Raw genomic sequence first — 23737 nt, 5'->3', positions numbered from 1 at the left:
TATTTGCGGTCGGCGCTTTGCCGCTCGCGCTTTGTTGCTGTCTAAACGGCGGGCACACACATTGGCGTAAGAATGAATGGCTGTTGTCATAGGAAATGACTGAAAGGTAGCGGGATCCCATGGCGCAACCTGTCGCCCGTGTTAAGCTGCCTTATCTTCTACAGAGATCTGTTAACTGTGAACTTACTCACTATGAGTACTGAAATTCTATTTGTTTTCCTGTTTTCTTTGGCGTTTCTCTTTGTTGCCCGTAAAGCAGCAAAACGTATTGGTCTGGTTGATAAACCTAATTACCGTAAGCGTCATCAGGGGTTAATTCCTCTGGTCGGCGGTATTTCCGTTTATGCCGGGCTGTGCTTTGCCTTCCTTATCTCTGACCAAACGATTGCGCACGGTAAACTTTACCTGACCTGTGCGGGTATATTGGTGTTCGTTGGTGCTCTCGACGATCGTTTCGATATCAGCGTGAAAATTCGTGCTCTGGTTCAGGCGTTGGTTGGCATCGCGATGATGGTTTTCGCCGGTCTCTATCTGCGCAGTTTCGGCCACGTGCTGGGTGACTGGGAAATGCAGTTGGGGCCTTTCGGCTATCTGGTCACGCTGTTTGCCGTTTGGGCCGCCATCAACGCCTTTAACATGGTGGACGGCATTGACGGTCTGTTGGGTGGGCTTTCATGCGTTTCTTTCGGTGCGCTGGGTGTCCTGCTGTATCTGAGCGGCCATTCTGAGTTGGCTTTCTGGTGCTTCGCGATGATCGCCACCATCGTTCCCTATATCCTGCTTAACCTCGGCATTCTTGGCCGGCGGTATAAGGTATTCATGGGGGATGCAGGCAGTACGCTGATCGGCTTCACCGCCATCTGGCTGTTGTTGCAAAGCTCGCAGGGTAAGGTTCACTCCATCAATCCGGTTACCGCCCTGTGGATTATCGCTATTCCGCTGATGGACATGATTGCGATCATGTACCGTCGCTTACGCAAGGGGATGAGCCCCTTCTCCCCCGATCGTCAACACATTCACCATCTGATTATGCGCGCAGGCTTTACGCCGCGGCAGGCTTTCGTACTGATTACCCTGGCGGCAGCGCTGCTGGCGGCGATTGGCGTGCTTGGCGAGCGTCTTACTTTTGTTCCTGAATGGGTAATGTTGGCATTATTCTTGCTTGCTTTCTTTTTGTACGGTTATTGCATCAAACGCGCCTGGCGCGTTGCACGTTACATTAAGCGTATCAAGCGCCGCTTACGGCGTTCGACCGACAATAAGCAAGTATCTTAACCAGAGGCTTTTGGGCAGTGATGAATCCAGAAACAACGTCTGACAAGAATATCCCGGCAGTGGATAACGAACTCGATATCCGCGGCTTGTGCTGTACCCTGTGGCGCGGCAAGCAATGGATTATCGGCATGGCGGCATTGTTCGCGGTGGTTGCGCTGGCCGTATCCTACCTGGTGAAACAGGAATGGAGTGCGGCGGCGATTACCGATCGGCCGACCGTGAATGCACTGGGAGGCTATTATTCCCAGCAGCAGTTCCTGCGAAATCTGGATGTGCGTACGCTGCCGGCGGTCTCTGCCGAGCAGCCGGGCATTGCTGACGAAGCCTATAATGAATTCATTATGCAGTTGGCGGCATACGATACGCGTCGCGATTTCTGGCTGCAGAGCGATTATTACAAACAGCGCCAGGAAGGTGATGCCCGCGCCGATGCGGCATTGCTTGATGAACTGATTAACAACGTTCAGTTTACGCCGCGCGATGACAAAAAAGTGCCGAACGATGGCGTGAAATTGACGGCGGAAACGGCGGCGGACGCCAATCATCTGCTGCGCCAGTACGTGGCATTCGCCAGCCATCGCGCAGCTCAACACCTGAATGAAGAAATCCAGGGCGCATGGGCTGCCCGCACGACGTCGATGAAGGCGCAGGTGAAACGTCAGGAGGCGGTGGCGGACGCGGTTTACAAGCGCGAGCTGAACACGATCGAGCAGGCGCTGAAAATTGCCGATACGCAGGGCATCAGCCGGACTCAAACCGATACGCCGGCCGAACAATTGCCGGATTCCGATCTGTTCCTGCTGGGGAAACCTATGTTGCAGGCGCGTCTGGAAGGGTTGCAGGCTTCAGGGCCAACCTACGATCTGGATTACGATCAAAATCGTGCGATGCTGTCGACATTGAATGTGGGTCCGACCCTGGACGAGAAATTTCAGACTTACCGCTATTTGCGGACCCCGGAAGAACCGGTAAAACGTGACAGCCCGCGGCGGATATTCTGGTTGATCATGTGGGGCGCGATGGGCGCTTTGGTTGGCGCAGGTATTGCCCTGGTGCGCCGCCCGCGTAATTAAAAATAATATAATAATTCGCTTATGGGCGTGTGAACGCCCAATTCGCAGGTATGCCTGCGGTTAACCGACCAAAAGAGATTCGCTGTGAAAGTGTTGACTGTTTTCGGCACCAGGCCTGAAGCCATCAAGATGGCACCGCTGGTACATGCCCTGGCTCAGGATGAAGCCTTTGAATCAAGAGTCTGCGTAACGGCACAGCATCGTGAGATGTTGGATCAAGTGTTGCGGTTATTTGAAATCGTGCCTGATTACGATCTGAACATCATGAAGCCCGGCCAGGGACTGAGTGAGATTACCTGTCGCATTTTGGAAGGCCTGAAAGGCGTTCTGGAAGAGTTCAAGCCGGATGTGGTGCTGGTCCACGGTGACACAACCACCACGCTGGCGACCAGCCTGGCGGCTTTTTATCAGCGTATCCCGGTTGGACACGTGGAGGCGGGCTTGCGCACCGGCGATCTGTACTCGCCGTGGCCGGAAGAGGCCAACCGCAAGCTGACCGGTCATCTGGCGATGTATCATTTTGCACCGACGGAAAATTCACGCCAGAACCTGCTGCGCGAACTGTTGCCGGACGATCATATTTTCGTCACCGGCAACACGGTTATCGATGCGTTGTTCTGGGTGCGCGATCGTGTAATGGGTGATGCCGCCGTGCATGATGGCCTGGCGCAGCGCTACCCGTTCCTGGATGCCAGCAAGAAGTTGATCCTGGTGACGGGCCACCGTCGCGAAAGCTTCGGCGGCGGGTTTGAGCGGATTTGCAGCGCGCTGGCAGAAATCGCCCGTACTCATCCTGACGTACAGGTGGTGTACCCGGTACATCTCAACCCGAACGTAAGCGAGCCGGTCAACCGCATTCTGAAAGGGATTGATAACATTATCCTGATCGATCCGCAGGATTACTTGCCGTTCGTGTATCTGATGGCTAACGCTTATATGATCCTGACCGACTCCGGCGGTATCCAGGAGGAAGCGCCGTCATTGGGTAAACCTGTGCTGGTAATGCGTGACACTACCGAACGGCCGGAAGCGGTGGATGCGGGTACGGTCCGCCTGGTCGGCACCGACGTGGCTAAAATTGTTGATGCGGTGACCCGGCTGTTGACGGATGAAAAGGAATATCACGCCATGAGCCGGGCGCATAACCCTTACGGTGACGGGCATGCCTGCCAGCGTATTCTCGCAGCTTTGAAGAATCATCAGGTGACACTATGAGTTTTAACACTATTTCGGTTATCGGCCTGGGGTATATCGGTCTGCCAACGGCGGCGGCGTTTGCCTCGCGCAAGAAAAAAGTGGTCGGCGTAGATGTTAACCAGCATGCGGTAGATACCATTAACCGCGGCGCGATTCATATCGTTGAACCCGATCTGGATAAAGTGGTTAAAGAGGCCGTCGACGGCGGTTATCTGCAGGCGGTGACCAAACCCTTGGCCGCGGACGCTTTTCTGATCGCGGTACCTACGCCGTTTAAAGGCGATCATGAGCCCGATCTGGCTTATGTCGAGGCTGCCGCCAAATCACTGGCGCCGGTACTGAAAAAGGGTGATCTGGTTATCCTGGAGTCCACCTCTCCGGTGGGGGCTACCGAACAGATGGCGCAGTGGCTGGCCGAGGCGCGCAGCGATCTCAGCTTCCCGCAGCAGACGGGTGAAGCTGCCGATGTGAATATTGCTTACTGTCCGGAGCGTGTGCTGCCGGGGCAGGTGATGGTTGAGCTGATTCAGAACGATCGCGTTATTGGCGGCATGACGCCAAAATGCTCGGATCGCGCCAGCGAGCTGTACAAGATTTTCCTTGAAGGTGAATGTGTGGTGACTAATTCACGCACCGCCGAGATGTGCAAACTGACCGAAAACAGTTTCCGCGACGTGAATATCGCCTTTGCGAATGAGCTGTCGCTGATTTGCGCCGAGCAGGGCATCAACGTCTGGGAACTTATCCGTCTGGCGAATCGCCATCCGCGGGTGAATATCCTGCAGCCGGGTCCTGGCGTCGGTGGCCACTGCATCGCGGTCGATCCGTGGTTTATCGTGTCGCAAAATCCGCAGCAGGCGCGCCTGATCCATACCGCACGTCTGGTGAATGACGGAAAACCACTGTGGGTGGTTGACCGGGTGAAAGCCGCCGTTGCCGACTGTCTGGCGGCCACCGACAAGCGCGCTTCAGAAGTGAAAATTGCCTGTTTCGGTCTGGCTTTCAAGCCGAATATCGACGATTTGCGCGAAAGCCCGGCGGTGGAAGTGGCGCATCTGATTGCTGACTGGCACGTCGGCGAAACCTTGGTGGTAGAACCCAATGTTGAGCAGTTGCCGAAATCTCTGGCCGGTCACGTGACGCTGAAAGCGTTGGCCGATGCCTTGCAGCAGGCGGATGTGATCGTAATGCTGGTCGACCATAAGCAATTCAAAGCGATCAAGCCGGAAGAGATTACGCAATCCTGGGTAGTGGATACCAAAGGGGTATGGCGTTGAAACGTATTTTAGTCACTGGAGGCGCCGGCTTTATTGGTTCCGCCGTCGTGAGGCATATCATTGAAGCCACGCAAGACAGCGTCGTGGTGGTAGATAAGCTCACTTACGCGGGCAATCTGGAGTCGCTTGCGGTGATTGCCGATAACGAACGCTATGCGTTTGAACAGGTGGATATCTGCGATCGCACGGCGTTGGATCGGGTATTTGCCCAGTATCGGCCGGATGTGATCATGCACCTGGCGGCGGAAAGCCATGTCGATCGTTCGATCGACGGCCCGGCGGCATTTATTGAAACCAACGTGGTGGGGACCTACACCCTGCTGGAAGCGGCCCGCCAGTATTGGCAATCGCTGGATGCGGAGAAGAAGCAGAATTTCCGCTTTCACCACATTTCCACCGACGAAGTGTATGGCGATCTGCATGGCACGGACGATCTGTTCACCGAAACCACGCCTTATTCGCCGAGCAGCCCGTATTCGGCCTCTAAAGCCTCCAGCGATCATCTGGTGCGCGCCTGGTTGCGAACCTACGGCCTGCCGACCATCGTCACTAACTGTTCCAATAACTACGGCCCGTATCACTTCCCGGAGAAACTGATCCCGTTGGTGATCCTGAATGCCGTTGCCGGCAAGCCATTGCCGGTATATGGCGACGGCGCGCAAGTCCGCGATTGGCTGTATGTTGAAGACCATGCGCGCGCGTTGTACCAGGTTGTTACCGAAGGTGTGGTAGGTGAAACCTACAATATCGGCGGCCACAACGAGCGCAAGAATATCGAGGTGGTACACACCCTCTGCGATCTGTTGGAAGAACTGGCCCCGAACAAGCCGCTGGGCGTGAAGAAATACCGCGACCTGATTACTTACGTCAAGGATCGCCCAGGTCATGATATGCGCTACGCGATCGATGCCGGGAAAATTGACCGGGAACTGGGCTGGCGGCCGCAGGAAACCTTTGAAAGCGGCATTCGCAAAACGGTTTCCTGGTATCTGAACAACGAAACCTGGTGGCGACGCGTTCAGGACGGTTCCTATGCGGGTGAACGTTTAGGTTTATCCGACTAAATTTGGCGAGGCCGCTGCCGTTTGGCGGCCCTGTGAAGTCTGGAGTGAGTATGAAAGGTATTATTCTGGCGGGCGGCTCCGGCACACGCCTGCACCCGATTACCCGTGGCGTATCCAAGCAACTGCTGCCTATCTACGACAAGCCGATGATTTACTATCCGCTGTCGGTGCTGATGCTGGCGGGGATCCGCGACATTCTGATCATCTCCACCCCGGAAGATTTACCCTCATTCAGACGCTTGCTGGGCTCTGGAGAAGAGTTCGGCATTACCCTCAGTTATGCCGAACAACCTAGCCCAGATGGCCTGGCGCAGGCATTTTTAATTGGTGAAGAGTTCCTGGCCGGCGAACCGAGCTGCCTGGTGCTGGGTGATAATATCTACTTTGGCCAAGGGTTTAGCCCGAAACTGAAAACTGTCGCCGCCCGTACGCAAGGCGCTACCGTGTTCGGCTATCAGGTGATGGATCCTGAGCGCTTCGGTGTCGTGGAATTTGACGATAATTTCCGCGCCCTGTCGATCGAGGAAAAACCGCAACAACCTAAATCCAATTGGGCGGTGACCGGCCTGTATTTCTACGACAGTCAGGTCGTGGAGTTTGCCAAACAGGTAAAACCTTCCGAGCGCGGCGAGCTGGAAATCACCAGCATTAACCAGATGTACCTGGAGCGTGGTGAACTGACCGTCGAGCTGTTGGGCCGTGGTTTCGCCTGGCTGGATACCGGCACACACGACAGCCTGCTGGAAGCCAGCAGCTTTGTGCAGACAGTGGAAAAACGCCAGGGCTTTAAAATTGCCTGCCTGGAAGAGATTGCCTGGCGCAATGGCTGGCTGGACGATGACGGTGTGAAACGCGCCGCGCAATCCTTGCTTAAAACCGGTTACGGTAAGTATCTGCTGGATTTATTGCATGCACGTCCGCGCCAGTATTGAGCCCTTAGCCTGGGAAACAGAGTTTTTTGCCCTTAACAGCGCAAAGCTCAATTTTGCCACTGCAGCCCCCATACTCGCTGAAGCCGATTTGAATGCCTACGCATTGGTGCAGGCCAAAATCCCTGCGCATCAAACGGCCTGGGCGGATGGATTGGCCGGGTTGGGGTTTCAACTGGTTGAAGGCGAAGTCGATCTGGTACTGAATATCGGCACGGAATGTGCTTCATCTCAGACTGTGTCGCCAGGGACCATTCGCCCGGCAGTGCCGGGCGATATCCCGGCGCTGCGTGACGCGGCGGCCGGGGTGTTCACCGCCAGCCGTTTTCGTGCGCCCTGGTATGACGCTAATGACAGCGGCCGTTTCTATGCCATGTGGATAGAAAAAGCGGTATTGGGGACATTTGATCACCAGTGCCTGCTGGCGCTGGACGAAGCCGGGCAGCCTGAAGGGTTTGTCAGCCTGCGTGATATCGGTGGCCAGGAGGCACGAATCGGCCTTTTAGCGGCGTTTCCCGGCGCATCCGGCAAAGGGATTGGCTCCCGATTGATGGCGGCGGCTATCGCAGAGTGCCGGTCGCTGCAGCGCCTGCGGGTCGCCACCCAGATAGGTAATATCGCCGCGTTACGGCTCTATCAACGACAGGGTGCCGCTATCGAAAGCACCTCGTATTGGTTATACAGAGGAAAACATGATCCCATTTAACGCACCACCGGTTGTTGGCACCGAACTTGAGTATATGCAGGCTGCAATGAGCAGTGGCAAACTGTGTGGCGATGGAGGTTTTACCCGTCGCTGCCAACAGTGGATGGAGCAGCGTTTTGGTTGCCCGAAGGTGCTGTTGACGCCTTCCTGCACCGCCTCGCTGGAGATGGCGGCGATCCTGCTGGATATTCAGCCGGGCGATGAAGTGATCATGCCGAGCTTCACCTTTGTTTCAACCGCCAACGCTTTCGTGCTGCGCGGCGCTAAAGTGGTGTTCGTTGACTTGCGTCCGGACACCATGAACATCGATGAGAGCAAAATCGAAGCGGCGATCACCGATAAAACCCGCGCCATTGTGCCGGTTCATTACGCCGGCGTGGCCTGCGAGATGGACACCATCATGGCGCTGGCGAAAAAATACAACTTGTACGTGGTGGAAGATGCCGCACAGGGCGTGATGTCGACCTATAAAGGTAAGGCGCTCGGCACCATCGGCCATATTGGCTGTTTCAGCTTCCATGAAACCAAAAACTACACCGCAGGCGGTGAGGGCGGTGCCACGCTGATTAACGATCCGGCGCTGATCGACCGGGCGGAAGTCATTCGCGAGAAGGGCACCAACCGCAGCCAGTTCTTCCGTGGTCAGGTCGACAAGTACACCTGGCGCGATATCGGTTCCAGCTACCTGATGTCAGATCTGCAGGCCGCTTACCTGTGGGGCCAGCTCGAGGTTGCCGATCGCATCAACCAGCGCCGCCTGGCGCTATGGCAGAAGTATTACGATAGCTTCCTGCCGCTGGCCGAGGCCGGCCGCATCGTATTGCCGAGCATTCCGGCGGACTGCGTGCAGAATGCGCATATGTTCTATATCAAACTGCGCGATATTGAAGACCGCACGGCGTTTATCGATTATCTGAAAGAAGCCGAAATCATGGCGGTGTTCCATTACATTCCGCTGCATGACTGCCCGGCGGGCGATCGTTTCGGCCGCTTTGCCGGCGAAGACCGCTTCACCAGCCAGGAAAGCGCGCGCCTGGTGCGTCTGCCGCTGTTCTACAATATGTCTGATGCTAATCAGCGTACGGTGATCAATACCATTCTTAGTTTCTTCGCCTGATATGTCGTTGGCAAAAGCATCGATTTGGACCGCCGGCTCCACGCTGATCAAAATCGGCGTGGGGTTATTGGTGGTGAAACTGCTGGCGGTGGCGTTTGGCCCCAGCGGCGTTGGGCAGGCGGGTAACTTCCGCCAGTTGATCACCGTGCTGGGTGTGCTGTCCGGCGCCGGGATTTTTAACGGCATCACGAAATACGTCGCCGAATACCATCAGGATCCGCAGCGGTTGAGGCTGGCGGTCGGCACGGCGTCGACTATCGTGCTGGGCTTCTCCACGCTGTTGGCGCTGGTGTTTTTATTCGCAGCCGTTCCCATCAGCATTGCGCTGTTCGGCCACGCAGAGTATGTGAACGTGGTGCGTGCGGTGGCCTTTATTCAGATGGGTATCGCCTACGCCAACCTGTTTATGGCGGTGCTGAAAGGCTACCGCGATGCGATGGGCAATGCGTTGGCGGTGATTGGCGGCAGCCTGATTGGCGTGGTGGCGTACTACCTGTGCTTTAAGCTGGGCGGTTATGAAGGCGCGCTCGCGGGGTTGGCGCTGGTGCCGGCATTGGCGGTATTGCCCGCCGGCTTCCTGCTGTGGCGGCGCAAGACCTTGCCGCTGCGCTACCTGGCGCTGGCCTGGGACAAGGCGCTGGCCAGTCATCTCGGCAAGTTCACCATTATGGCGCTGATTACCTCAGTGACGCTGCCGGTGGCCTATGTGATGATGCGTAACCTGCTGGCCAGCCATTACAGTTGGGATGAGGTGGGGATTTGGCAGGGCGTCAGCAGCATTTCCGACGCTTATCTGCAATTTATCACCGCTTCGTTTACCGTCTATCTGCTGCCAACGCTGTCGCGCCTGAAGGACAAAAGCGCCATCTCGCAGGAGATTGTGCGTTCGTTGAAGTTTGTGCTGCCCGCCGTGGCGGCGGCGAGTTTCACCGTCTGGCTGCTGCGCGACGTCGCCATCTGGTTGCTGTTCACGGACAAGTTCGTCGCCATGCGCGATTTGTTCGCCTGGCAACTGGTAGGGGATGTACTTAAGGTCGGCGCTTATGTGTTTGGCTACCTGGTTATCGCCAAGGCGTCGTTGCGTTTTTACATCCTGACGGAAGTCAGCCAGTTTCTGCTGCTGACGCTGTTTTCGCACTGGCTGATCCCCTTGCACGGCGCACTGGGTGCGGCACAGGCCTACATGGCAACCTACATCGTGTATTTCGCGCTCTGTAGCTGCGTATTCATTCTTTATCGTAGACGAGTATGACCATACTGATTCACGTATTGGGATCTGATATCCCGCATCACAATCAGACGGTGTTGCGTTTCTTCAACGACGTGTTGGCGAAGCGCCTGCCGCCCGAACAGACGCGCCATTTTATGGTGGCGGCCAGAGACGTAGCGGCGTTGGGCGATTTTCCCGAGCTGAGCATCGAGGCTTTCCCGGATAAGAAAAGCCTGGCGGCGGCGGTCATCTCTCGCGCTCAGGGCGATCGGAATCAGCGTTTCTTCCTGCATGGGCAGTTTAATCCTGCGCTGTGGCTGGCGCTGCTGAGCGGTAAAATCAAAACTCGCCAGGCGAGCTGGCATATCTGGGGCGCGGATCTGTATGAGGATGCCACCCATTGGAAATTTCGCCTGTTCTATTTACTGCGCCGCATCGCGCAGGGGCGGGTAGCACGTGTATTTGCTACCCGCGGCGACGTGATCCATTACCAGCAGCGCCATGCGCGCGTGCCGGCCTCGCTGTTGTATTTTCCAACGCGAATGGATCCGGCGCTGACCGGCATTAGCGCAGAGAAAAACCTGGCCGGGCCAATGACCATTCTGGTAGGGAATTCCGGCGATCGCACCAACCGCCACGTTGAAGCGCTGAAGGCGATTCACCAGCAGTTCGGTGCGGACGTGCGCGTGATCCTGCCGATGGGGTATCCGACCAACAACGACGTCTACATTGAGCAAGTGCGTAGCGCCGGGCTGCAATTGTTCGGCGACAAGAACCTGCAGTTGCTGACGCAACAGGTGGCGTTCGACGATTACCTGAACATTTTGCGTGAGTGCGATCTCGGCTACTTTATTTTTAACCGCCAGCAGGGTATCGGTACCCTGTGTTTGCTGATTCAGTTCGGCGTGCCGTTCGTGCTCAGCCGACATAACCCGTTCTGGCAGGATTTGGCGGAGCAGCATTTGCCGGTATTGTTCTACGGCGATTCGCTGGATGAGGCGGTGGTGCGCGAGGCGCAGCGCCAACTGGCATCGGTAGATAAACAGGCGATCGCTTTCTTTAATCCAAACTACATTGATGGCTGGCAACAGGCATTGGCTCTGGCTGCGGGGGAAGGCTCATGACGTTGGCGCAATTTGGCGGATTGTTTGTCGTCTATCTGGTCAGCGTGCTGTTTATCCTTACTCTGACCTATCAGGAGTTTCGGCGTATCCGCTTTAACTTCAACGTGTTCTTTTCGCTGCTGTATTTGCTGACGTTTTACTTCGGCTTTCCGCTGACGTGTCTGTTGGTGTTTCAGTTCGACGTTGAGGTGGTGCCGGTCGAGTTCCTGCTGTACGCCATTCTCTCCGCTACCGCGTTTTACGCAATTTATTACGTCAGTTATAAAACCCGGCTGCGCAAGCCCAGCGTGCGGCCGCGTAAGCCGGTATTTACCATGAACCGGGTGGAAACCAATCTGACCTGGATACTGCTGGCGCTGGTGGCGATCGGCACCGTTGGCATTTTCTTCATGCAAAACGGTTTTCTGCTGTTCAAGCTCAACTCTTATAGCCAGATTTTCTCCAGCGACGTATCCGGCGTAGCGCTCAAGCGGTTCTTCTATTTCTTTATTCCGGCAATGCTGGTGGTGTATTTCCTGAAACAGGATCTGCGCGCCTGGTTCTTCTTCCTGGCGGCTACGGTGGCCTTCGGTATCCTGACCTACGTGATTGTCGGCGGTACTCGCGCCAATATCATCATCGCTTTCTCGCTGTTTTTGTTTATCGGCATCGTGCGCGGCTGGATTTCGCTGTGGATGCTGGTGGCCGCCGGCGTGTTCGGCATCGTCGGCATGTTCTGGCTGGCGTTAAAGCGTTACAGCCTGGACGTCAGCGGTTCTGAAGCGTTTTACACCTTCCTTTACCTGACGCGAGACACGTTCTCGCCATGGGAAAACCTGGCGTTGTTGCTGCAAAACTACGACAAAATCGACTTCCAGGGGTTGGCGCCGATAGTGCGTGACTTCTACGTGTTCATTCCGGCCTGGCTGTGGCCGGGCCGTCCGGATACGGTGCTGAATACCGCCAACTATTTCACCTGGGAAGTCTTGGATAACCATTCTGGCCTGGCGATCTCACCGACGCTGATCGGGTCGCTGGTGGTGATGGGCGGCGCGTTGTTTATCCCTGTCGGCGCCGTGTTGGTTGGCATGATCATCAAATGGTTCGACTGGCTATACGAAATGGGCAAAAGCGAGCCTAACCGCTATAAGGCGGCGATATTGCAGAGTTTCTGTTTTGGCGCTGTGTTCAACATTATCGTCTTGGCGAGGGAAGGCGTGGATTCGTTTGTCTCGCGGGTGGTGTTCTTCTGCCTTATTTTTGGCGCCTGTTTGCTTATGGCGAAATTGCTGTACTGGCTGTTCGACGCTGCCGGTTTGATTAAGGCACGGGTGCTGCGTTCACGCAGGCTGGCATCGCCGGCATCCTCCCCGCGCGCCAACGGTCTTCTGTAAGGATAAGAATAACGATGGAAGCAACTATTAGGGTTCCCAAATATGAGCTGCGCGGTTTCAGCCTTTGGGGATTCCGCGATATGGCGCAATGCATGGATTTTCTGTTTGACGGCGGTCAGGTAAAACAGGGCACGCTGGTGGCAATGAACGCAGAAAAGATACTGAAGGCGGAGGAGGATACCGCGCTGCATGCATTGCTGGACGAAGCGGAATACAAGTATGCCGACGGTATCAGCATGGTGCGATCAATCCGCCGCAAATATCCGGGCGCCGAGGTGTCGCGCGTGGCGGGCGCCGATCTGTGGGAAGCGCTGATGCAGCGTGCCGGCCGTGAGGGGACGCCGGTGTTCCTGATTGGCGGCAAACCTTCGGTACTGGCGGAAACCGAGCAGAAGTTGCGCAGCCAGTGGAATGTGAATCTGGTCGGCAGCCAGGATGGTTACTTCAAGCCCGAACAGCGCGATGCGCTGTTTGAACGCATCCGCGTCAGCGGCGCCGCTATAGTGACGGTTGCCATGGGATCGCCGAAACAGGAAATCCTGATGCGCGACTGCCGCAAGGCGCATCCGCAAGCGTTGTATATGGGCGTGGGCGGGACCTACGACGTGTTCACCGGTCACGTGAAGCGTGCGCCAAAGGTATGGCAGAATCTTGGCCTGGAGTGGCTTTACCGGCTGCTCAGTCAACCCAGCCGGATTGGTCGCCAACTGAAACTGCTGAAATTTGTGGGTTACTACTACCGCGGCAAGATGTGATGAGTACGTCGGGGTGTATTGTGCTGCCCTGGCGTATTCACTTGTTCAAATAAGCTGCTTGATGACGTATTAGCCAGCACCTCTATAACCTCAGACCCTAAGCCCACCCTCATTTATTCCATAAAGTTTTAAGTTGCGGTTTGCTTATAGCGGCAAAATGCGAAACGATACCGTCCGGAAATTATCCCCAGTTGCTGGCGCCCGGAGTGGCAGCGCTGAACGACGTTTTTCTCGCCGTAAGATCGCCCCGATCAAACATTGATGTCAGCCAAAGCGGCGGGGGATGATTTACTCTATTTTCATCAAAAAACAATAACGACCGGCAGCGGCCGGCATGCAAACACAATCAAAAAGACATCATTGAGGATCTATGGCACACAAAGAAAAACCGCAAGGACTGCACCGGGGGCTAGAGGCCCGGCATATTGAGCTGATCGCTCTGGGTGGCACCATCGGTGTCGGTCTGTTTATGGGGTCGGCCAGCACGCTGAAATGGGCGGGGCCGTCGGTCTTGTTGGCCTATATCATCGCCGGGCTGTTCGTGTTCTTTATTATGCGTTCGATGGGCGAAATGCTGTTCCTGGAGCCGGTAGCGGGTTCTTTTGCCGTTTATGCGCATAAATATATGGGGCCGTATTTCGGTTACCTCACCGCCTGGGGCTATTGGTTTATGTGGATTGCCGTTGGCATCTCCGAAATCACCGCCATTGGGGTCTATGTCCAGTTCTGGTTCCCGGAAATCCCGCAGTGGGTGCCGGCGTTGATCGCCGTGGCGATGGTGGCGTTGGCCAACCTGGCGGCGGTGCGCCTGTACGGCGAGCTGGAGTTCTGGTTTGCCATGATTAAGGTGACCACCATCATTGTGATGATTCTGGTGGGACTGGGAGTGATCTTCTTTGGCTTTGGCAACGGTGGCGAGCCGATCGGTTTTGCCAATCTTACGCAGCACGGCGGCTTCTTTGCCGGCGGTTGGAAGGGCTTCCTGTTCGCGCTGTGTATCGTTGTGGCCTCCTATCAGGGGGTTGAGCTGGTCGGTATTACCGCCGGCGAGGCCAAGAACCCGCAGGTTACGCTGAAACGCGCGATTAACAATATCCTGTGGCGCATTCTGATCTTCTATGTCGGCGCCATCTTCGTCATCGTCACTATCTTCCCATGGAACGGTATCGGCACTATCGGCAGCCCGTTCGTGCTGACCTTCGCCAAGATCGGTATCGTCGCCGCCGCGGGAATCATCAACTTCGTGGTGCTGACTGCGGCGCTGTCCGGCTGCAACAGCGGCATGTACAGCGGTGGCCGCATGCTGTATGCCCTGGCCAAGAACCGCCAACTGCCCGCTTCCTTAACCAAGCTGTCCGCCAGCGGTGTGCCGGTGAACTGCATTGCCGTGACCATCGTCTGCCTGCTGGTCGGCTCAGGGCTGAATTACCTCATTCCGAATCCGCAGCAGGTATTTGTCTATGTCTACAGCGCCAGCGTGCTGCCCGGTATGGTGCCGTGGTTTGTGGTGTTGATTAGCCAACTGTACTTCCGTCGCGCTCATAAAGAAGCGATCAAAACCCACGGCTTCAAGTCAGTGATGTTCCCGTATGTGAACTATCTGACCATCGTTTTCCTGGTCTGCGTACTGATTGGCATGGGAATTAACCCTGATACGCGTATTTCTCTGTTGGTGGGGGCGATTTTCTTGGCGGGTGTTAGCCTGTGCTACTTTGCTTTCGGCATGCACAAGAAACATCATCCGGCTGAAAAACGGGCAGAAACGCAGCAATAACCGGTGAAAAGGGGCTACGGATAGCGCTTTTCGGCGTGGGAGTGAGCAAAGCGTAATCAAACGCAACATTTCTTCGAAAAAGCACTAGACAGGATTGGGTTAAATCCGTAGTATCCCCTCCCGCAACGGCGCTACGCGCCCGTAGCTCAGCTGGATAGAGCGCTGCCCTCCGGAGGCAGAGGTCTCAGGTTCGAATCCTGTCGGGCGCACCATTAAGTTTGTGTGCAAGAGCTGCGGTGGTAGTATTACCGCGTGAAGTTAAGAAGTAATGGTGGCTATAGCTCAGTTGGTAGAGCCCTGGATTGTGATTCCAGTTGTCGTGGGTTCGAGTCCCATTAGCCACCCCACTTCCTAAGAGAAGTGAAGAATTGTAAGCTGTTTTGTGACTGTGCGAAGGTGGCGGAATTGGTAGACGCGCTAGCTTCAGGTGTTAGTGTTCTTACGGACGTGAGGGTTCAAGTCCCTCTCTTCGCACCACACAAAATGTCTGATAAATTTTAATATTTACATAGACATAAGCGATAAAATTCAGTAGTATCTGCAACAAGAAATCGGCGAGTAGCGCAGCTTGGTAGCGCAACTGGTTTGGGACCAGTGGGTCGGAGGTTCGAATCCTCTCTCGCCGACCACATTCAAAGAAACCGACGAAAGTCGGTTTTTTTACGCCTGTAGTTTATGAGGATGAGTACCTCCGAAGGAGGTTCGAGCCGAGCGCAGCGAGACCACGTTGCTTTAGCAACGGCCCGCAGGGCAAGCATCGCAGATGCGCGTAATCCTCTCTCGCCGACCACATTCAAGAAACCTGCTTTTTAAGCAGGTTTTTTTTCGTCTGGAGTTCAAGAGGATGAGAACCTCCGAAGGAGGTTTGAGCCGAGCGCAGCGAGACCACGTTGCTTCAGCAACGGCCCGTAGGGCAAGCATCGCAGATGCGCGTAATCCTCTCTCGCCGACCACATTCAGAAAAAGCCCGTTCAGCAATGAACGGGCTTTTCGCTTTCTGTAATCCGCACTTTTATTTTCTTCAGTTTTGTCCTTTGTCCTTTGTCCTTTGTCTTCCTGTCTGCGTGTTTTGGCATGTCGTTGGGTTTCAGCGACATGGGCATCATGCATTGTCGTCAGGTTGAGACATATAACGTGATGATTTTATTATATAAAAATCACTTTAACTTAAGTCGTCGTTCTAAGGCGACATAGTTGGCTGCGGCAGACCAAGAGAATGGCGCAGGATAACGAACGGCGCCATCGGTGTGAAAATAATTAAATGTTTTTTAATTCAATAGAATAGAGGGTTTTATGCAAAGTCCGGCGCGCATCTGCCTGAAGTTGGCACGCCACGTGCAATATCTATTCTGTAGATGCTCATTCCACCTCTTATGTTTGCTTAGGCTTCATAAACCCTGGGAATGATGCAGAGCCGATTTAGGGTGCCTATTGTCCACCAGAACGATGACAGCGTTGTTTGCAACTGCTGACATCACACTCCGGGCATAACGTTGAGTGAGGCACCGCCCCTGTTGTCCTAGACCTGATTGCTTTTTTATACACTTGCCACTGCGGCAAGTGTTTTTTTTTGCCTAATACCCTTCATACTTGAAGCTGCATCTGTGTTGGCTGCGTTTGTGCACCCCAGTCACTTACCTGTGTAAGCTCCTGGGGATTTACAAACTTGCCGCCTTGATTCAGCTCCAATTATTTCGGGTAGAAGTCGTTGTCATACTTGAAGCTGCATCTGTGTTGGCTGCGTTTGTGCACCCCAGTCACTTACCTGAGTAAGCTCCTGGGGATTTACAAACTTGCCGCCTTGATTCAGCTCCAATTATTTCGGGTATAAGTCGTTGCCATACCTGAGGCTGCATCTGTGTTGGCTGTGTGTCTCAGTCATAAGATACAGAGAATAAAAAAGGCGCGACCAGAGGGCGCGCCTTGAAGATAATGCGTTGTCGCGTTATTCGCCGTTATGTTTCAGCGTCAGCATCAGCCCTTCGCGTCGCATTTGAGCGGCTTCGTCCGAACGGTGCAACTTATCCAGCACATCAGCCAGCCAGGCGTAGTCGTAGGCATCCGGACGCTGTTTCAGCGCCTCCCGGAATGCGTCGGCGGCCTGCTGCCATTCACCGTGTTTCATCAACAACTGACCGAGCGTACTGTTCAGCAACGGCGTAGCGCCATGCTGTTTGATCTGCTGACGCAGCGCTTTTTCCAGTTGTTCCGGATTGCCGGACTTCAGACGCGGGATCAACAACACCAGACGTTCGTCATACTGACGTTTCAGGCTGTCGAGCACGATTTCCTGCGCCATTTCGTGGTCGTTGCATTCGATCAGGTGCTCTACCATCGCAATTTGCAGCGGGACTTCATGGCGGGTTTTACGGCTCTGATCTTTCCACCAGCGCTTCAGGCCGTCGCTGCCCTCATCCGCCATCGCCTGGTTCATCAGGCCGATATAAGCCTGCTGTTGCAGCGCTTGCAGCTCATCTTCGGTGTGCAAATTGATTTTGCCCATCGACGGCAGAATTTCCAGCAGCGAGGCAAAGGCACCGGTGCGCAGATAAGCCTGCTCTGCCAGACGCAAGACTTCGGGATGACGCGGTGCCTGGTTCAGCAGGCGATCGACCCCGTGACGCGCGGCATGGTTTTCCCCCTGCGCCAGTTGAATGCGCACGCGCGTGATATCTACCGGTAACTGATCGGTATCGGCGGCCTCGGCTGCGCGCTCCAGATACTGATTGGTGCGGAAAGCATCACCGCGTTGCTGTGCGGCTTCGGCTGCCAGCAGGTAGTTTACTACCGGCTGTTCGGCGTGGTCGGCATTGCGCGTCAGCAATTTTTCGACCTGCTTGTAATCCCCTTCAGCCAGTTTGATCAGCGCGGCTTTGGTTTGTTTGCGCGCCCGGCTGCGTTTGCGGCCAAGGAACCAGCCGCGGGTACGGGCGCCAGTGCGGAAGAGGCGGCGCAGGATCCACTCGATCACCAACAGCACGACAAAGAACAGCACTGCCATGATCACCAGGCCGGTGACGCTGGTTTCGACATTGTAGTTATCGGTCTGGATCAGCACATAGCCCTGATGGCCGGCCAGCATCGGCCCGACCACCACGCTTGCGATCAGTACCAGGAACAGAAATAGCACGCGTAACATGGCTTATCCCTCCTGGTGAGCGGCAGGGGACTGGGTCAGCAGATTGCGCACCCGGGTCTGCATCAGTTTTTCCAGCAACGGCTGGCTTTTCAGGTGATCCGGCACGTCCATGGAGATCGACTGCTGGCTCAGGCTATCCAACTCCTCCAGAAAAGCTTTGGTGGCCGGATCGGTGGTATCGAAGTAGGCGCGTACCCAGGTGGAAATGGTTTCCAGCGACTGTTTGTAGGTCTCATTCTGATGACGCGGGATAGCCTGCGCCGCCACCAGCAGGCGCGAACGGATATTTTCGCGCAGGTAGATGTCCTGATTCGGCGCCAGCAGCGGTTCGGCGCTGGCATCGCGGCGGCGAACGGTAATAAAGTCGGCCATAAAGTTGTGCCAGCTTTTGCTCAGGTTCTGCCGCCATTCGCCAATCGAGCTGGAAAGTTCGCTGCTGTCCTGATCCATCGGCGCTTCATCTCTGTCGTTATCCGCCAGGCGCAGGTTGTCTACCTGGTTAGACAACTGATTGGTCTTGAGAATGATGCCATCGAAATCGACCTGGGTCAGGGTGGAGAGCGTGCTGATGTCTTCGGTAATGGCGCGGCGTACCTCGAGCAGGCTTGGGTCGTTCATGTCCGCCAGGCTGGCGTCGGCGCTTTTCAACAGCGTCGCCGCACTGGTCACGTCCTGATCGCTCCACAGCTTGCGCCCGGCCATTTTCACCAGGAAATCGGCTTGTGCCAGCAGCCAGGTTTTGGCATCGCTGCCGGAGATGGTCGCGACCTTTTCCTGCAGTTCGTTAAGCTGCCGGGCCAGAGTGGCTTGCTCGCGATCGGCGGCGTCCAGCGTTTTACCCTGTTGTTGCAACAGACCTTCCAGCGCGTTTCTTTCTTGTTGCTGGCTTTGCTTCAGCCCGTCGAGCTGCTGCTGCAAGGCTTGATTGGCGGCAATAAGCCGTTGTGCCTGCTGATGTGTGTGGTAATAACCGCCCGCGCCCAGAGCGATGACCAGCGCGATGGCGATCGCGCCGAGTACCGGACCGGTATTTTTCCCTTTGCGGCGGTCAGCGTCTGGCTGCTGGGAGGTCTCAACCGCTGGGGTGGGTTCTTCAACCGGGGCGGATGGGGTATTTTGTTCCGTCATAGTGGCACATCCCATAGTCAGGTTTATTGTAGCGCGCGGATTAGCGCGTCATTATCGGCTTTATCAGCTACCCGAATCGTGCTCCAGCCCAATTCCTGGGCAAGGGTAGCCAGACGTTCGCTCACTACTATCAGGCGGCAACGCAACAGCCACGAAGAGCGATAGTAATCAGGAACTAAAGTATAGAGCTGTTGTAACATTTCACCGCTGGTCACGACCAGCGTATCAACACCGGCGCGCTGCCAGTGGGCGCTTTGCTCACTGCCATCATAGTGCACCGGGCTGCGTTGATAACATTCATAATAGCTGACGTTGGCACCACGTTCGCTCAACTGGTTGCCGAGCAACTCGCGCCCGCCGTTGCCGCGCAGTATCAGCGCTTGCTTGCCGTCCAACTTCTGCAATGCCGGCAGCAGCAACAGCGTTTCACTGATCTCCTGCTCGCGCGGATACTCCACCGGCAGGCTGCTGATGCGGTGCATCGCCAGCCCGGTTGCACGGCCAATAGCATAATAGGACAACCGTGCCGGCCATGTCAGCCCGGCGCGGCCGATGACCGAGTTGGCGTAATTCACCGAATGCTGCGACACGACAAACACCAGATCGCCATCGTTAAGTTGCTGCAATGCCTGCGGCAGTTTAGGCAGATCGCTGCCGGGAGCGAAATCGATCAACGGGGCATGATAGGCAACCCGGCCGAGTGCGCGCAGGCGGCTCACCAGTTGTTCTCCAAAAGGAGAGGGGCGGGTTACCAGAATCGTCATGCCGGGGGATTTCCCTGATAAACGTCGTGCAGGATTTCACGTGCGCCGCGCGCCAGCAGTTCTTCCGCCAGCTCGACGCCCATTTGTTCGGCCAGGGCCGCCGGGCCGCGACGTTCGCCGCGCACCATCTGGCTGCCGTCCGGTGAGCCGACCAAGGCTCTCAGCCACAGGCTGTCGCCTTCCAGCTCGGCATAGCTGCCGATCGGCACCTGGCAACCGCCTTCCAACCGCGTATTCATCGCCCGTTCGGCACGCACGCGGATATCGGTTGCGGTGTGATTGAGCGGTGCAAGCAGCGCGCGGGTGGCGTCATCGTCGAGGCGGCATTCGATGCCCACCGCACCCTGACCGACTGCCGGCAGGCACTCTTCGGGGCTCAATGGGCTGCGGATACGTTGCTCCAACCCCAGACGTTTCAACCCGGCGACCGCCAGAATAATGGCGTCGTAATCGCCGTTATCCAGCTTGGCCAAACGGGTACCGACGTTGCCGCGCAAATCGCGCACGATCAAATCCGGCCGGCGTTCGCGCAACTGGCACTGACGGCGCAGGCTTGAGGTGCCAACCACGCTGCCCTGCGGTAACTGATCGAACGAGGCGAAACGATTGGAAACAAAAGCGTCGCGCGGATCGTCACGCTCACAAATGGTCACCAGGCCCAGGCCGGCGGGGAAATCTATCGGGACGTCCTTCATCGAATGGACGGCGATATCGGCCCGGCCTTCCAGCAGCGCCAACTCAAGTTCTTTAACAAACAGGCCTTTACCGCCGACCTTCGCCAGCGGCGTATCCAGAATAATGTCGCCCTTTGTGACCATTGGCACCAGTTCAACCTGCAGGCCAGGGTGGCTGGCCATCAGACGCTGTTGCACATAATGTGCTTGCCAGAGCGCGAGTGGGCTTTGTCGGGTGGCAATTCGAATAATTTTGTCTAACATGCTTGTTACCGTTTTTATAATTCGCCATCCATCCTACCACTGAGTGTGAAAACTGTCAGTGCAAGAAGCCACAGGCGGAGAAAGGACAACGGAATCAACGGGACGTGTGATGTGTTTTGGGGCAGTTAACACTGTGGGTAAATCGTTTAGGGAAGCGCTACAATAATAGTGGAGCGTTACCTCCTTTACGGTCAATCGGCAAGGTGTTAAATTGATCACGTTTCCGACAATAAGTTGCCAAATATTCTTCCAATACAAACGGCGCTTATGGAATACGGGTTTTTTCTAAACACCGGGATAATCAGGCGAGACGTCTTGTACCTCTACATCGAGACACTGAAGCAGAGACTGGATGCGATCAACCAATTACGAGTTGATCGCGCCCTAGCGGCCATGAAACCCGCGTTTCAACGGGTATACAGTCTGCTGCCTACCTTACTGCACTACCATCACCCACTGATGCCGGGCTATCTGAACGGTAACGTTCCCCACGGCGTTTGCCTCTACACGCCTGATGAAACCCAGCAAGATTACCTTAACGATTTAGAAGACAAATGGGGCAGCCCGTTTGACAAGCTGGCCAGCGGTGAGCTGCCGATTACCGGCGTTTACTCGATGGGCAGTACGTCATCGATCGGCCAAAGCTGCAGCTCGGATCTCGACATCTGGGTGTGTCATCAGTCCTGGCTGGATAACGAAGAGCGTAGCCGTCTGCAGGAAAAATGCAGCCTGCTGGAAAAATGGTCGGCGTCGATGGGCGTAGAAGTCAGCTTCTTCCTGATCGATGAAAACCGCTTCCGCCATAACGAAAGCGGCAGCCTGGGTGGCGAGAACTGCGGCTCTACCCAACATATCCTGTTGCTGGATGAGTTTTACCGCACCGCGGTGCGCCTGGCCGGCAAACGTATTTTGTGGAACATGGTACCGGGCGAAGAAGAAGCGCATTACGATGAGTATGTGCTGTCGCTGTATTCGCAAGGTGCGTTGACGCCGAACGAATGGCTGGATCTCGGCGGCCTGAGCACGCTGTCGGCGGAGGAGTATTTTGGCGCCAGCCTGTGGCAGTTGTACAAGAGCATCGATTCGCCTTACAAAGCCGTGCTGAAAACCTTGCTGCTGGAAGCCTATTCCTGGGAATACCCGAATACTCAACTGCTGGCGATGGACATTAAACACCGTCTGCATGAAGGCGAGATCGTCTGTTTCGGCCTCGACTCCTACTGCATGATGCTCGAACGCGTCACGCATTATCTAAACCAAATCAACGACACCACCCGTCTCGATCTCGTCCGCCGCTGTTTCTATCTGAAAGTCTGTGAAAAGCTGTCGCGCGCTAACGCCTGCGTCGGTTGGCGCCGCGAAATCCTGAGCCAACTGGTCAGCGAGTGGGGATGGGACGAAGGGCGCCTGGCTATCCTGGATAACCGCGCCAACTGGAAGATCGAGCGGGTACGTGAAGCGCATAACGAACTGCTGGATGCGATGATGCAGAGCTATCGCAATCTGATCCGCTTCGCGCGCCGCAACAACCTCAGCGTCAGCGCCAGCCCGCAGGATATCGGTGTGCTCACCCGCAAGCTGTATGCGGCGTTTGAAGCCCTGCCCGGCAAGGTAACGCTGGTGAACCCGCAGATCTCGCCGGACCTGTCGGAAAACGACTTAACCTTTATTCATGTGCCGATTGGCCGCGCCAACCGCACCGGTTGGTATCTGTACAATCAGGCGCCGGCCATGGATTCCATCGTCAGCCATCAACCGCTGGAATATAACCGCTACCTGAACAAGCTGGTGGCCTGGGCCTATTTCAACGGCCTGCTGACGCCGCAGACCCGCCTGCACATCAAGAGCGGCAACCTGTGCGATACGGCCAAACTGCAGGAGCTGGTGGCGGATGTGTCGCACCATTTCCCGCTGCGCCTGGCGGCGCCGACGCCAAAAGCCTTGTACAGCCCGTGTGAAATCCGCCATCTGGCGATTATCGTCAATCTGGAAAACGATCCAACCGCCGCCTTCCGCAATCAGGTGGTGCATTTCGATTTCCGCAAGCTCGACGTGTTCAGTTTCGGCCAGCAGCAGCAGTGCCTGGTGGGCAGTATCGATCTGCTGTACCGCAACTCATGGAACGAAGTGCGTACCCTGCATTTCAGCGGTGAGCAATCGGTGCTGGAAGCGCTGAAGACCATACTCGGTAAAATGCATCAGGACGCCGCGCCGCCGGAATCGGTGGAAGTGTTCTGCTACAGCCAGCATTTGCGCGGTCTTATCCGTACGCGCATCCAGCAACTGGTGTCGGAGTGCATAGAGCTGCGCCTGTCCAGTACTCGCCTGGAGCCGGGCCGTTTCAAAGCGGTGCGCGTCGCCGGCCAGACCTGGGGCCTGTTCTTTGAGCGTCTGAGCGTGTCGGTGCAAAAGCTGGAGAACGCGGTGGAATTCTACGGCGCCATTTCCAACAACAAATTGCACGGTCTGTCGATCAAAGTGGAAACCGATCAGGTGCACTTGCCGCCGGTAGTGGATGGTTTCGCCAGTGAGGGGATCATTCAGTTCTTCTTCGAAGACACGTCGGACGATAAAGGCTTTAACATCTATATTCTGGATGAATCCAACCGGGTTGAGGTTTATCACCATTGTGAAGGCAGTAAAGAGGAACTGGTGCGCGACGTCAGCCGTTTCTACTCCTCTTCACACGATCGCTTCACTTACGGTTCCAGTTTTATCAACTTCAACCTGCCGCAGTTCTACCAGATAGTGCAGTTGGATGGCCGCACTCAGGTGATCCCGTTCCGCAGCAATGTTCTGTCGAGCCTGTGCGTGACCCTGGCCGATGGCGCCGCTCAGCCGCTGAAGCAGCAATTTCAGTTGCATTGATTCCGTAGGGAAAGCCCTACGGAATC

18 protein-coding genes, 4 tRNA genes and 2 other RNA genes are annotated in these 23737 nt (G+C 55.7%); 20 read left to right on the top strand and 4 right to left on the bottom strand.

What is annotated here, in order from left to right; translation table 11 throughout:
- Positions 1 to 177 precede the first annotated feature (177 nt).
- From wecA to JK621_RS15640, 19 genes are all read left to right on the top strand, one after another.
- Positions 178 to 1275 carry a UDP-N-acetylglucosamine--undecaprenyl-phosphate N-acetylglucosaminephosphotransferase gene (gene wecA / locus JK621_RS15730; protein WP_212556774.1) on the top strand — a complete coding sequence of 366 codons (1098 nt, stop codon included), beginning with the start codon at positions 178 to 180 and terminating at the stop codon, positions 1273 to 1275.
- A 20-nt stretch (positions 1276 to 1295) separates the two neighbouring features.
- Positions 1296 to 2348, top strand: a complete 1053-nt coding sequence (gene wzzE / locus JK621_RS15725) for an ECA polysaccharide chain length modulation protein (RefSeq protein ID WP_212556773.1) — start codon at positions 1296 to 1298, stop codon at positions 2346 to 2348.
- An 84-nt stretch (positions 2349 to 2432) separates the two neighbouring features.
- On the top strand, positions 2433 to 3563 hold the full coding sequence (gene wecB / locus JK621_RS15720) for a non-hydrolyzing UDP-N-acetylglucosamine 2-epimerase (protein WP_065505701.1): 1131 nt from the start codon (positions 2433 to 2435) through the stop codon (positions 3561 to 3563).
- Entirely contained in the window at positions 3560 to 4822 is a 1263-nt protein-coding gene (wecC, locus tag JK621_RS15715; RefSeq protein WP_212556772.1) for a UDP-N-acetyl-D-mannosamine dehydrogenase, read from the top strand. The genes wecB and wecC overlap by 4 nt, the downstream gene beginning before the upstream one ends.
- Positions 4813 to 5886, top strand: a complete 1074-nt coding sequence (gene rffG / locus JK621_RS15710) for a dTDP-glucose 4,6-dehydratase (RefSeq protein WP_212556771.1) — start codon at positions 4813 to 4815, stop codon at positions 5884 to 5886. Before wecC ends, rffG begins: the two co-directional genes overlap by 10 nt.
- A gap of 50 nt (positions 5887 to 5936) precedes the next feature.
- Positions 5937 to 6818 carry a glucose-1-phosphate thymidylyltransferase RfbA gene (rfbA, locus tag JK621_RS15705; protein ID WP_126479627.1) on the top strand — a complete coding sequence of 294 codons (882 nt, stop codon included), beginning with the start codon at positions 5937 to 5939 and terminating at the stop codon, positions 6816 to 6818.
- Complete coding sequence (rffC, locus tag JK621_RS15700; RefSeq protein ID WP_212556770.1) at positions 6796 to 7521, top strand: dTDP-4-amino-4,6-dideoxy-D-galactose acyltransferase; 726 nt, start codon at positions 6796 to 6798, stop codon at positions 7519 to 7521. The genes rfbA and rffC overlap by 23 nt, the downstream gene beginning before the upstream one ends.
- Entirely contained in the window at positions 7508 to 8638 is a 1131-nt protein-coding gene (rffA, locus tag JK621_RS15695) for a dTDP-4-amino-4,6-dideoxygalactose transaminase (RefSeq protein ID WP_212556769.1), read from the top strand. Before rffC ends, rffA begins: the two co-directional genes overlap by 14 nt.
- Position 8639: 1 nt before the next feature.
- Positions 8640 to 9890, top strand: a complete 1251-nt coding sequence (wzxE, locus tag JK621_RS15690; RefSeq protein WP_212556768.1) for a lipid III flippase WzxE — start codon at positions 8640 to 8642, stop codon at positions 9888 to 9890.
- A complete protein-coding gene (locus tag JK621_RS15685; RefSeq protein ID WP_212556767.1) occupies positions 9887 to 10972 on the top strand; it encodes a TDP-N-acetylfucosamine:lipid II N-acetylfucosaminyltransferase in 1086 nt (361 codons plus the stop codon). The genes wzxE and JK621_RS15685 overlap by 4 nt, the downstream gene beginning before the upstream one ends.
- On the top strand, positions 10969 to 12345 hold the full coding sequence (gene wzyE / locus JK621_RS15680) for an ECA oligosaccharide polymerase (protein ID WP_212556766.1): 1377 nt from the start codon (positions 10969 to 10971) through the stop codon (positions 12343 to 12345). Before JK621_RS15685 ends, wzyE begins: the two co-directional genes overlap by 4 nt.
- A gap of 14 nt (positions 12346 to 12359) precedes the next feature.
- Complete coding sequence (gene wecG / locus JK621_RS15675; RefSeq protein WP_212556765.1) at positions 12360 to 13100, top strand: lipopolysaccharide N-acetylmannosaminouronosyltransferase; 741 nt, start codon at positions 12360 to 12362, stop codon at positions 13098 to 13100.
- A gap of 370 nt (positions 13101 to 13470) precedes the next feature.
- Positions 13471 to 14874, top strand: a complete 1404-nt coding sequence (thrP, locus tag JK621_RS15670; protein ID WP_212556764.1) for a bifunctional threonine/serine APC transporter ThrP — start codon at positions 13471 to 13473, stop codon at positions 14872 to 14874.
- A gap of 135 nt (positions 14875 to 15009) precedes the next feature.
- Positions 15010 to 15086, top strand: a tRNA-Arg gene (locus tag JK621_RS15665).
- Positions 15087 to 15145: 59 nt separating this feature from the next.
- Positions 15146 to 15221, top strand: a tRNA-His gene (locus tag JK621_RS15660).
- Between the two features lie 43 nt (positions 15222 to 15264).
- Positions 15265 to 15351: transfer RNA gene (locus tag JK621_RS15655), tRNA-Leu, on the top strand.
- A gap of 75 nt (positions 15352 to 15426) precedes the next feature.
- Positions 15427 to 15503, top strand: a tRNA-Pro gene (locus JK621_RS15650).
- 32 nt (positions 15504 to 15535) lie between these two features.
- Positions 15536 to 15664: non-coding RNA, RtT sRNA (locus tag JK621_RS15645), on the top strand.
- 33 nt (positions 15665 to 15697) lie between these two features.
- Positions 15698 to 15827, top strand: a non-coding RNA gene (locus tag JK621_RS15640) — RtT sRNA.
- Positions 15828 to 16819: 992 nt separating this feature from the next.
- Here the strand turns inward: JK621_RS15640 and hemY are convergent.
- Genes hemY through hemC form a run of 4 tightly spaced genes read right to left on the bottom strand, consistent with a single transcriptional unit; the run spans position 16820 to position 20843 of the window.
- Positions 16820 to 18013, bottom strand: coding sequence for a protoheme IX biogenesis protein HemY (hemY, locus tag JK621_RS15635; protein WP_212556763.1), 1194 nt, complete (start codon positions 18011 to 18013; stop codon positions 16820 to 16822).
- 3 nt (positions 18014 to 18016) lie between these two features.
- Positions 18017 to 19141 carry a uroporphyrinogen-III C-methyltransferase gene (hemX, locus tag JK621_RS15630; protein ID WP_212556762.1) on the bottom strand — a complete coding sequence of 375 codons (1125 nt, stop codon included), beginning with the start codon at positions 19139 to 19141 and terminating at the stop codon, positions 18017 to 18019.
- 23 nt (positions 19142 to 19164) lie between these two features.
- Positions 19165 to 19905: a uroporphyrinogen-III synthase gene (hemD, locus tag JK621_RS15625; RefSeq protein ID WP_006318329.1), complete on the bottom strand. Its 741-nt coding sequence runs from the start codon at positions 19903 to 19905 to the stop codon at positions 19165 to 19167.
- Positions 19902 to 20843, bottom strand: coding sequence for a hydroxymethylbilane synthase (gene hemC / locus JK621_RS15620; protein WP_212556761.1), 942 nt, complete (start codon positions 20841 to 20843; stop codon positions 19902 to 19904). The genes hemD and hemC overlap by 4 nt, the downstream gene beginning before the upstream one ends.
- 315 nt (positions 20844 to 21158) lie before the next feature.
- Here hemC and JK621_RS15615 point away from each other — a divergent pair, with 315 nt between their 5' ends.
- Positions 21159 to 23711, top strand: coding sequence for a class I adenylate cyclase (locus JK621_RS15615; protein WP_212556760.1), 2553 nt, complete (start codon positions 21159 to 21161; stop codon positions 23709 to 23711).
- Positions 23712 to 23737 lie beyond the last annotated feature (26 nt).

The sequence above is a fragment of the Serratia plymuthica genome (genome assembly GCF_018336935.1).
Lineage (GTDB): Bacteria > Pseudomonadota > Gammaproteobacteria > Enterobacterales > Enterobacteriaceae > Serratia > Serratia plymuthica_B.
This window is presented reverse-complemented; position numbering and strand designations above follow the sequence as displayed.

Excerpts from the sequence above, each read along its gene's own strand:
- thrP (WP_212556764.1), top strand. The coding sequence starts at position 13,471 with ATGGCACACAAAGAAAAACCGCAAGGACTGCACCGGGGGCTAGAGGCC.
- wecC (WP_212556772.1), top strand. The coding sequence starts at position 3,560 with ATGAGTTTTAACACTATTTCGGTTATCGGCCTGGGGTATATCGGTCTG.
- wzzE (WP_212556773.1), top strand. The coding sequence starts at position 1,296 with ATGAATCCAGAAACAACGTCTGACAAGAATATCCCGGCAGTGGATAAC.
- wzyE (WP_212556766.1), top strand. The coding sequence starts at position 10,969 with ATGACGTTGGCGCAATTTGGCGGATTGTTTGTCGTCTATCTGGTCAGC.
- JK621_RS15685 (WP_212556767.1), top strand. The coding sequence starts at position 9,887 with ATGACCATACTGATTCACGTATTGGGATCTGATATCCCGCATCACAAT.
- hemX (WP_212556762.1), bottom strand. The coding sequence starts at position 19,141 with ATGACGGAACAAAATACCCCATCCGCCCCGGTTGAAGAACCCACCCCA.
- rfbA (WP_126479627.1), top strand. The coding sequence starts at position 5,937 with ATGAAAGGTATTATTCTGGCGGGCGGCTCCGGCACACGCCTGCACCCG.
- rffA (WP_212556769.1), top strand. The coding sequence starts at position 7,508 with ATGATCCCATTTAACGCACCACCGGTTGTTGGCACCGAACTTGAGTAT.
- rffC (WP_212556770.1), top strand. The coding sequence starts at position 6,796 with ATGCACGTCCGCGCCAGTATTGAGCCCTTAGCCTGGGAAACAGAGTTT.
- wecG (WP_212556765.1), top strand. The coding sequence starts at position 12,360 with ATGGAAGCAACTATTAGGGTTCCCAAATATGAGCTGCGCGGTTTCAGC.
- rffG (WP_212556771.1), top strand. The coding sequence starts at position 4,813 with ATGGCGTTGAAACGTATTTTAGTCACTGGAGGCGCCGGCTTTATTGGT.
- hemC (WP_212556761.1), bottom strand. The coding sequence starts at position 20,843 with ATGTTAGACAAAATTATTCGAATTGCCACCCGACAAAGCCCACTCGCG.
- hemD (WP_006318329.1), bottom strand. The coding sequence starts at position 19,905 with ATGACGATTCTGGTAACCCGCCCCTCTCCTTTTGGAGAACAACTGGTG.
- wzxE (WP_212556768.1), top strand. The coding sequence starts at position 8,640 with ATGTCGTTGGCAAAAGCATCGATTTGGACCGCCGGCTCCACGCTGATC.
- hemY (WP_212556763.1), bottom strand. The coding sequence starts at position 18,013 with ATGTTACGCGTGCTATTTCTGTTCCTGGTACTGATCGCAAGCGTGGTG.